Raw genomic sequence first — 8,047 nt, forward strand, 5'->3', positions numbered from 1 at the left:
CGTCGCCGACGCGATGGAGCAGCAGCGCGACACCAGCGAACCGGTTCTCGACGAGGAAGCCAGCGCAGAACCCGAACCGGACCCGCCGCTGGAGGCCCCGCCCGCGGATTGGCAGGAGCAACTCGAAACGGTGGAGATCGACGACGAGGACGGCACCGTCGGGGACTGATTAGCACCAGTGGCGATGCCCAGCTACGAGCGCGCTCGACGACTCCAGGGACCACTGGTCCTGCTGGTCGTATTCGTCGCGCTCGGGCTGCTGCTCACGTGCTGCCCCGCTAACCGCGACGGCATGCCGGGCCAGCTCGCCAGCGCGATGGAGGAAACGGCGTCGGCGGCGCGCAGCGGCGCCGCGGCGTTGGATCTGTGGTCGCAGGGACGGTCGACGGCTCAACTGGCCGGCGTGCAGCTGTCGGACGCCCGTTCCGACGTCGTGAAGGCCTACCAGGGTATCGCCGATCTGCGCGCCCGCGACTCCGTCGACGTCGGGCGCCAGCGCATGCTGACCGACTCGATGACCGACATCATCGGCATCCTCAACGCCGCGGCAGCCAGCATCAGAGAGGTCAGCAGCGAACCTACGCCGCAGCGGGCTCGCGCCGACCTTCTGGCGGCGGCGTCTGCGCTCGAAAGTCGTTACCGCTGATGAAGAAGCTTCTGTCGGTCGCGCTCGGGATACTGACCGCGATCGGTGGCTTCGTCGACATCGGCGATCTGGTCACCAACGCCGTGGTGGGGTCGCGGTTCGGAATGGGGCTGGCCTGGGTCGTCGTCGTCGGCGTCGCGGGAATATGCCTGTACGCCAACATGGCCGGCCGGGTAGCGGCGGTCAGCGGCCGCGCGACCTTCGAGATCATCAGGGAACGGCTCGGCCCGCGCACCGCGGCCGCCAACCTCGCGGCGTCCTTCTTCATCACGCTGATGACGTTGACCGCCGAGATCGGCGGGGTCGCCCTGGCCCTGCAACTGGCCACGGATGTCGGCCCGATGTTGTGGATTCCCGTCGCGGCGTTCGCGGTCTGGGTGGTGGTGTGGCGCGTCAAGTTCAAGATCATGGAGAACGTCGCGGGCCTGCTGGGACTGTTCCTGATCGTGTTCCTCGTCAGTGTGTTTCTGCTGCAACCGGATTGGGCTGATCTCGCCGACCAGGCGATGACGCCTGTCATCCCTGAGCAGGAATCCGCGGCCACCTACTGGTATTTCGCCATCGCGCTGTTCGGCGCCGCGATGACACCGTACGAGGTCTTCTTCTTCTCCTCCGGAGCCGTCGAAGAGCATTGGACCCGCAAGGATTTGAGCACATCACGCGTCAACGTGCTCGTCGGCTTTCCCCTCGGGGGTCTCCTGTCACTCGGCATCGCGGCCTCGGCAGCGATCGTCCTACTCCCCCAACAGATCGAGGTGACCTCGCTGTCGCAGACGGTGATGCCGGTCGTGGTCGCCGGCGGAAAGCTCGCGCTGGCGTTCGTGATCGTGGGCGTCGTCGCTGCGACATTCGGCGCGGCGCTGGAGACGGCGCTGTCCAGCGGATACATCCTGGCCCAGTTCCTCGGCTGGCCGTGGGGCAAGTTCCGGCGTCCCGCCGAGGCCGCCCGCTTCCATGTCGTCATCTTCGTCGCGATCGTCGCCTGCGCGGCGGTGTTGTTCACCGGAGTCGACCCCATCCTCGTCACCGAGTACTCCGTGGTGTTCTCCGCCATCGCGCTTCCGCTGACATATCTGCCAATCCTGATCGTGGCCAACGACTCTCAGTACATGGGTGGTGAGACCAACGGAAGGGTGACGAACATGCTCGCCTCGGTGTACCTGGTGGTCATCGTCGTCGCGTCGGTGGCGGCGATCCCGTTGATGATCGTGACGGGAGCGGGACAGTGAGCGATCTTCCGGTCAAGCGTCATCGCGGTCGTCTCCTTGACGCCCGGCTGCATCTGCTGGACCGCCAGATGCTCGACGACGCGGGTGATCCCGTCGGAATCGTCGACGACATCGAGTTGACCGGCATCGAGATGGATCACGACGTGGCCGCCAACGCGCAGCCGCCGCAGGTGAGTGCCCTGCTTTCGGGGCAGGTTGTGGCGACGCGCATCTTGGGTGGATCGCCTCCACGCTCGCTGCTGCAGGAGATTCCCTGGCGCCTGGTCGCCTCGGTCGAGGTCGTCGTCAAGCTCAAGCCCACCGATATGGCGTTCGACGTCGGCTGGGTCGAACGCTGGCTGCGCGATCACATCGTCAAACGCGTTCCGGGAGGCCGACATGCGGCTGAGTGAGCTGCTCGGGCTGCGGGTCGTCGACGCCGGCAACCATCGGGTCGGCACGGTGATCGACGTCCGCCTCGCCACCAGCGGCGACCCGACCGACGATCCGCCGGCGCCGCGGGTGCTGGGACTCGTCGTGAGCCCCAACACGCGGTCGTCGTTCTGGGGTTTCGAGCGGTCGGGCGCGACCGCCCCGGCGCTGATAGCCCGAATCGCGAGGTGGCGGCACCGCGGAACGTTCCTCGCGGCGTGGGAGGACGTCGCCCGCGTCGGTGCGGACGGCGTGCGGCTGAGGGCCGACTACACGCGCTTTTCGGCGATGCTGCCCGGCGCGGGCGTTTAGCCGATCAGGGCCTCGGGAACCCGACACCTGCGCGAGGAAGTTCCTCGTGATTGGACTGAATCCACTCCACTGCGGAAGGTGAACATGACCGAGAAGAACAGTGGCCCTGAAGAAGGCATCAAGGGCGTCGTCGAAGACGTCAAGGGCAAGGCGAAGGAAACGGTCGGCACTGTCACCGGCCGCGATGACATGGTCCGCGAGGGCAAGGCCCAGCAGGACAAGGCCGATGCCCAGCAGGATGCGGCCAAGAAGGAAGCCGAGGCGGAGTCCGCTCGCGCAGGCGCCGAAGCCGCCGAGAAGCGCCAGGAAAACGAGCAGTAATTCGGACCGAATGCAGAAAAGCCCAGCCGATCGGCTGGGCTTTTCTCTTGCTCCTTCAGCTACTGGGTCGTTGCCGCTGAGCGTCGGGATGCTCTGCGTACCAACGGTCTTCGATCTTGCGCACCCGTAGGTGCTCGACCAGCAGCCACCCGCCGCCGATGATCAACAGCGCGGCGGAGCCGCAACCCAGGCCGATGCCCACGCTGTGATGGCTGGCACCGTGGGCCGCAAGCGCCGAAACGAACAGCACCAGGGCCACTCCGATGAGGATCAGCCCCGGCAGGTCCTTGCTGTCCTTCATCGTCTCCCCCGCGTGTGGACGTGTCGTCCTCGCATGGTCGACGGGATCCTTCGGGCTCTTCATCGGTACTCCTCTCTCGGCATACCTCCGCCCGGTTATGGGCTACTGACAACGCTAGAACTACCCGACCCCATTAGGAAGAAACGAGACCGAAAATGAGCCTCACCGATAGGACGGGTATGTGCCGGCCCGCAGGGCCTCAGCGAGGTGAGCGGCGTTGCGGGCCAACGCCGCAGTCGTCGACGCGACCGGCTCAGGAACTTCGTCGAGTTCCTTGTAGTCCTTGCTCTGCATCGCCTCACCCGTCCAGTAGGTGCCTCCCTGGGCCGGGATGCTGTAACCGATGTCGTTGAGGCCCTGAAAGCAGTCGGCGATCACCTTGTGCGCACCGTCCTCGTTGCCGACGACCCCGACCACGGCGACCTTGCCGACCATGACCGGCCTATCCGCGTCGTCGGTGTTCGACAGCTCGGCATCGAGACGTTCCAGCACCCGCTGCGTGACGCTGGCGGGGTGCCCCAGCCAGATCGGGGTGGACAACACCAGGATGTCGGTGTCCAAAAGCTTTTCGCGAATCTGGGGCCACTCGTCACCGTCGCCCATATCCGCCTCGACACCCGGCGCGATGGCGTAGTCGACGCATCGCACGGTCTCGGTCTGCACGCCGGCGTCCCGCAGGTTCTGGCAGATGTGCTCGGCCATCAGCGCGCTGCTCGACTCGGCGGGGCTGGGTTTGAGGCTGCAGACCAGCGCGACGGCGGTCAACGGGCGATCGGCGTTCGCTTGGCTGCTCATCCGCCGAACACCGCGGATCCGGTGAGGGCGGGCATGCTCGTGGTGATCACCAGCAGCATCGACGTCAGCAGGAACCATCCCGCACCCTGCCACGCCGTCGACATCTCGCCCCTGCGCCAGTTCTGATAGGCGCGGAAGAAGGCGCGCGCCCCGCCCAGCAGCAGGACGGCGGGCGCCGCGAGCGCCAGCAGGGTCCGTTGGGGCGCGCCGCAGGCCAGGGTGTCGGCCGTCGCGCCCTGACAGGTACTCACCCACACCATGGCGCCGAGCAGGAAGATGGCGCCGGTGGCGCCGATACCGATGGCGAACCGCACTGCGTCGCGGATGCCGGTGTCGACATGCCTCAGCTCGCTGGGACCGTGGTACACGACGAGAACTCCCGAATTTGCTGCGCAATCAGCGATATGAATTAGACGCAGAGGGTGTTCCCGGCTGCTCGGCTCGGTAAACCTCAGTTCTCGACGCGATAGTGCGCGGTCAGCAGGAGCCGGTCGTAGGTTGCGCGTGGCGGCAACTCCTCGTCATAGTTCAGCCCGAGGAAGTCCTTGGCGATTTGCTCGGCCAGGAGCCGCAGCTTGGTGTTGGTCTCCTGTGAGCGCCACCGGAGCAATTCGAACGCCGAGTCGGCGGAGATTCGGTAGACCAGCATCGGCATCCCCTTGGCCTGCTCGATCGGGCCGCGAGCCTCGGCCATCTCGGTCACCGCCGCACTGAACACCCTGTCGTGCCGCTGCAGCGACGGGGTGACGTCGACATAGAACCCGTGGGTTCCGACCACCTGATCGCTGTCGTCGAACAGTTGGTCGCCGACCACGACGACGTGGTGCACGTCGCCGCGGGTGTCGATGATCCGGTGGCGGGTGGAGAACGCACCCGATGTCCGGCGGATTTCGTCGAGCGTCGCCGCCACCTGGCGGTAGTCCTCGGGATGTTTGTGCGACAACACCAGTTCCGTCGTCGGTTGTGCGGTACCCGGCTCGTATCCGTGCATCCGCTCGACTTGCGGCGACCACTCCCAGTGTTCGTCGGCGAAATAGAACCGGAACCAGCCCACTCGGTGCGGGTCACCGCCGGCAAGGGCCTGTTCGACGGGTGTCTGCCCGTTGGACTCGGGCAGCTCGTCTGTCATGTTCGCAGGTTAGCGCCGGTGACCGCACACGTGTATCGCGGCGATGACGTTCGTTCGTTTATCGGATAAACACCGGCGCCGCCTGTGGGCTGCGTGTCGGGGTCGAAACTTAGGATCCGTCGGGTGACCGTGAAGGTGTACCTGGCCGCCGCCGCGGCGGCGGGGGTGGCGGCATGGCTTCTCGGGGCCGCTGTTCAGGTCAGCGTCGCGATCGGTCTCGTTGCGCCGCTGTTGCTGGCCGCCGCCCCACGCTTTCTCGCCGGTGCGCTCGCCGGGGTCACCACCGCCGCCGCGCGCGAGGATCCCACCACGGCGATGTCCGGTCCCGAGTTCGAGGATTACGTGGCGCGAGTGGCGCGGTCCTGCGGTGCTCCGGTGATCATGACGGCGATGACCGGCGACTGGGGAGTCGACATCATCGTCGGCAAGCGACCGAATCGTGTTGCCATTCAGTGCAAGCGACAGTCGCGGCCGGTCGGGGCCGGTGCCGTACAGGAAGTCGTGGCGGGCGCGCCGATGCAGGACTGCGCTCAGACGATGGTGGTGACGAATCACGAGTTCACCGCTGCCGCACGCAAACTCGCCGAGCTTCACGGCTGCGTGCTTGTCGGCGGCGCCGACCTGCCACGCTTGCGCGCGACGATCCGGCGGCTGCTGGAGCCGTCGGCGCCGACCCAAATCACCTGAGCGCGTCGCGCACGGCCGCGCGGGTTTCGTCGATGGCCGCGTCGATGTCCTCCCGCGACACCGTCAACGCGGGCCGGAATCGCACGCTGCTCGCTCCGCTCGGGAGCAGGATCACGCGCCGCTCCCACAGCCTGCGAATCAACTCATCACGCAGCGCCGGGGTGGGCAGGCTGAACGCGCACATCAGTCCCCGGCCCCGTACGTCGAGCACGACGCCGGGGAACTCCGCCGACAGCGCCTCGAGGCGGCGCAACAGGTAGCGGCCGATCTCGGCCGCCCGACCCACCAGACCGTCGGCCTCGATCACCTCGAGAATGCGGCGGGCTCGCACCATGTCGGTGAGGTTGCCGCCCCACGTCGAGTTCAGCCGCGAGCTCACGGTGAAGACGTTGTCGGGCACGACGTCGACGCGGCGGCCGGCCATGATGCCGCAGACCTGGGTCTTCTTGCCGAAGGCGACCACGTCGGGGGTCACGCCGAGCTGTTGGTAGGCCCATGTCGTCCCCGTCAGCCCGCAGCCCGTCTGCACCTCGTCGAAGATCAACAGCGCGTCGAACTCGTCGCACAGGTCGCGCATCGCCGCGAAGAACTGCGGTCGGAAGTGCCGGTCACCCCCCTCGCCCTGGATCGGTTCTGCGATGAAGCATGCGATGTCGTGCCGGTGGGCCTCGAACGCGGCGCGGGCCTGACGTAGGGAGTCCGCCTCAATCGCGTCCATATCGGCACCCGGGCGCAGATACGGCGCATCGATGCGCGGCCAGTCGAACTTCGGGAATCTGGCCACCTTGTTCGGATCGGTGTTGGTCAGCGACAACGTGTAGCCGCTGCGGCCGTGGAACGCGCCGCGCAGGTGCAGAACCTTGCTGCCCAGTGCGGGATCTCGCCCGTCGGCCTCGTTGAGTCGGCTCTTCCAGTCGAACGCCACCTTCAGCGCGTTCTCCACCGCGAGCGCCCCGCCGTCGACGAAGAACAGGTGCGGCAACGCCGGATCCCCGAGCACGCGCACGAACGTGTCGACGAACCGCGCCATCGGCACCGTGTACACGTCGGAGTTGCTCGGCTTGTTGACGGCGGCCGCCGTGAGTTCGGCGCGGAACGCGTCGTCGTCGGCCAGCGCCGGGTGGTTCATCCCCAGCGCGGACGAGGCGAAGAACGTGAACATGTCCAGGAAGCGTTCGCCTTCCCCATCAGCACAGCGGGCGTCCACCAGATACGAACCCGACGACCGCCGCATGTCGAGGACCAGATCCATGCCGTCGGCCAGGATGCTGCGCGACAGCACGGCGTGGACATCATCCGGTCCGACCTCGGGCTCGACGGCTCCGGTCGGGGACGCGGAGCCGGCCCGCAGCAATAGATCGGTCATGCCGCCAGGTTACCAGAATTTATCCGGCTCAATTAGTCTACAACCGGAATAGTTACGGCACGAAGTCGCGACGCTCGTAAAAAGTCTGTAGGATGATCGTGCTTCGGGTCCGAACGTTGGCCGCGGTGCGAATCTGCTGCAACAGGTCCTCGAGCGCCCGCGCCGACTCGACGCGGACCAACAGGACGTAGCTCTCGTCCCCGGCCACCGAATGACAGGACTCGATGGCCTCGATGTGTTGAAGGCGCGCGGGCGCGTCGTCGGGTTGCGAGGGATCGAGAGGAGTGATCGCCACGAACGCCGACAGCATCTTGCCGACCGCTTCGGGGTTGATCCGGGCCGAGTATCCGGTCACCACGCCGCGCGCCTCGAGCCGCCGCACCCGCGATTGGACCGCCGAGACGGACAGTCCCGCGGTCGCCGCCAAGTGCGCCAGCGTGGCGCGGCCGTCAGCGATCAGTTCACGGACCAGGATGCGATCGATCTCGTCGAGATGCGTCGCGGTGTGGGGCTGTTCGTCGGCTCCAGCCATGGCGGCACTGTATCCGAGGCGGTGCACGCGGTGACCCCGAAGCTCTTCGAACCCTGGCAGTTGCGGGCCCGGTTCGCCGCCGAACTGTCGCGGATGTACGGCGCCGAGGTGCCCGCCTACACCACGCTCGTTCAGGTCGCCTCCGAGGTGAACCACGACTTCGCCGCCGGCGCTGCGGACGCCGAGCGTTTCGGCTCGCTCGAACGCGTCACCGCCGAGCGGCACGGTGCGATCCGGGTGGGCAGCGCCGCCGAACTCGCCGACGTCGCCGACCTGTTCGAGGCGTTCGGCATGTACCCGGTGGGCTTCTATGATCTG

Annotated in this window: 13 protein-coding genes; 7 read left to right on the forward strand and 6 right to left on the reverse strand. The window is 66.9% G+C overall.

Annotated elements, in window-relative coordinates; genetic code table 11:
• Window positions 1–184 precede the first annotated feature (184 nt).
• From A5698_RS08445 to mbp1, 5 genes are all read left to right on the forward strand, one after another.
• Entirely contained in the window at window positions 185–646 is a 462-nt protein-coding gene (locus A5698_RS08445; protein ID WP_067086905.1) for a hypothetical protein, read from the forward strand.
• A complete protein-coding gene (locus tag A5698_RS08450) occupies window positions 646–1,875 on the forward strand; it encodes an Nramp family divalent metal transporter (RefSeq protein WP_067086909.1) in 1,230 nt (409 codons plus the stop codon). The genes A5698_RS08445 and A5698_RS08450 overlap by 1 nt, the downstream gene beginning before the upstream one ends.
• Window positions 1,872–2,267, forward strand: coding sequence for a hypothetical protein (locus A5698_RS08455; RefSeq protein WP_067086912.1), 396 nt, complete (start codon window positions 1,872–1,874; stop codon window positions 2,265–2,267). Before A5698_RS08450 ends, A5698_RS08455 begins: the two co-directional genes overlap by 4 nt.
• Entirely contained in the window at window positions 2,254–2,598 is a 345-nt protein-coding gene (locus A5698_RS08460; protein ID WP_068295525.1) for a PRC-barrel domain-containing protein, read from the forward strand. Before A5698_RS08455 ends, A5698_RS08460 begins: the two co-directional genes overlap by 14 nt.
• An 84-nt stretch (window positions 2,599–2,682) precedes the next feature.
• Entirely contained in the window at window positions 2,683–2,919 is a 237-nt protein-coding gene (gene mbp1 / locus A5698_RS08465) for a microaggregate-binding protein 1 (RefSeq protein ID WP_064400879.1), read from the forward strand.
• A gap of 55 nt (window positions 2,920–2,974) precedes the next feature.
• On the opposite strand, the gene usfY is transcribed toward mbp1, so the two are convergent.
• The 4 genes from usfY to A5698_RS08485 form a co-directional block, all read right to left on the reverse strand.
• Complete coding sequence (gene usfY / locus A5698_RS08470; protein WP_067086915.1) at window positions 2,975–3,283, reverse strand: protein UsfY; 309 nt, start codon at window positions 3,281–3,283, stop codon at window positions 2,975–2,977.
• 99 nt (window positions 3,284–3,382) lie between these two features.
• The gene (locus A5698_RS08475; RefSeq protein WP_067086917.1) at window positions 3,383–4,015 is read right to left on the reverse strand and encodes a flavodoxin family protein; all 633 of its coding nucleotides are present in this window, start codon (window positions 4,013–4,015) and stop codon (window positions 3,383–3,385) included.
• Complete coding sequence (locus A5698_RS08480; protein ID WP_067086920.1) at window positions 4,012–4,383, reverse strand: hypothetical protein; 372 nt, start codon at window positions 4,381–4,383, stop codon at window positions 4,012–4,014. Before A5698_RS08480 ends, A5698_RS08475 begins: the two co-directional genes overlap by 4 nt.
• A gap of 83 nt (window positions 4,384–4,466) precedes the next feature.
• Window positions 4,467–5,144 (reverse strand): PAS and ANTAR domain-containing protein, encoded by a 678-nt coding sequence (locus A5698_RS08485; protein ID WP_067086923.1) that lies wholly within the window; start codon window positions 5,142–5,144, stop codon window positions 4,467–4,469.
• 114 nt (window positions 5,145–5,258) lie between these two features.
• Here A5698_RS08485 and A5698_RS08490 point away from each other — a divergent pair, with 114 nt between their 5' ends.
• Complete coding sequence (locus tag A5698_RS08490; protein ID WP_082963905.1) at window positions 5,259–5,831, forward strand: restriction endonuclease; 573 nt, start codon at window positions 5,259–5,261, stop codon at window positions 5,829–5,831.
• Here the strand turns inward: A5698_RS08490 and lat are convergent.
• Both lat and A5698_RS08500 read right to left on the reverse strand, forming a co-directional pair.
• A complete protein-coding gene (gene lat, locus A5698_RS08495) occupies window positions 5,824–7,197 on the reverse strand; it encodes an L-lysine 6-transaminase (RefSeq protein WP_067086930.1) in 1,374 nt (457 codons plus the stop codon). The two genes, A5698_RS08490 and lat, sit on opposite strands and share 8 nt — an antisense overlap.
• Window positions 7,198–7,249: 52 nt before the next feature.
• Complete coding sequence (locus tag A5698_RS08500; protein WP_068295527.1) at window positions 7,250–7,729, reverse strand: Lrp/AsnC family transcriptional regulator; 480 nt, start codon at window positions 7,727–7,729, stop codon at window positions 7,250–7,252.
• 30 nt (window positions 7,730–7,759) lie between these two features.
• On the opposite strand from A5698_RS08500, the gene A5698_RS29365 reads away from it, so the two are divergent.
• On the forward strand, window positions 7,760–8,047 hold a 288-nt coding region (locus tag A5698_RS29365; RefSeq protein ID WP_286144395.1), incomplete at its 3' end, for a 2-oxoadipate dioxygenase/decarboxylase family protein.

Source organism: Mycobacterium sp. E136 (assembly GCF_001666865.1).
Classification (GTDB): domain Bacteria; phylum Actinomycetota; class Actinomycetes; order Mycobacteriales; family Mycobacteriaceae; genus Mycobacterium.

Excerpts from the sequence above, each read along its gene's own strand:
- A5698_RS08445 (WP_067086905.1), top strand. The coding sequence starts at position 185 with ATGCCCAGCTACGAGCGCGCTCGACGACTCCAGGGACCACTGGTCCTG.
- A5698_RS08460 (WP_068295525.1), top strand. The coding sequence starts at position 2,254 with ATGCGGCTGAGTGAGCTGCTCGGGCTGCGGGTCGTCGACGCCGGCAAC.
- A5698_RS08500 (WP_068295527.1), bottom strand. The coding sequence starts at position 7,729 with ATGGCTGGAGCCGACGAACAGCCCCACACCGCGACGCATCTCGACGAG.
- A5698_RS08485 (WP_067086923.1), bottom strand. The coding sequence starts at position 5,144 with ATGACAGACGAGCTGCCCGAGTCCAACGGGCAGACACCCGTCGAACAG.
- A5698_RS08450 (WP_067086909.1), top strand. The coding sequence starts at position 646 with ATGAAGAAGCTTCTGTCGGTCGCGCTCGGGATACTGACCGCGATCGGT.
- mbp1 (WP_064400879.1), top strand. The coding sequence starts at position 2,683 with ATGACCGAGAAGAACAGTGGCCCTGAAGAAGGCATCAAGGGCGTCGTC.
- A5698_RS08475 (WP_067086917.1), bottom strand. The coding sequence starts at position 4,015 with ATGAGCAGCCAAGCGAACGCCGATCGCCCGTTGACCGCCGTCGCGCTG.
- usfY (WP_067086915.1), bottom strand. The coding sequence starts at position 3,283 with ATGAAGAGCCCGAAGGATCCCGTCGACCATGCGAGGACGACACGTCCA.
- lat (WP_067086930.1), bottom strand. The coding sequence starts at position 7,197 with ATGACCGATCTATTGCTGCGGGCCGGCTCCGCGTCCCCGACCGGAGCC.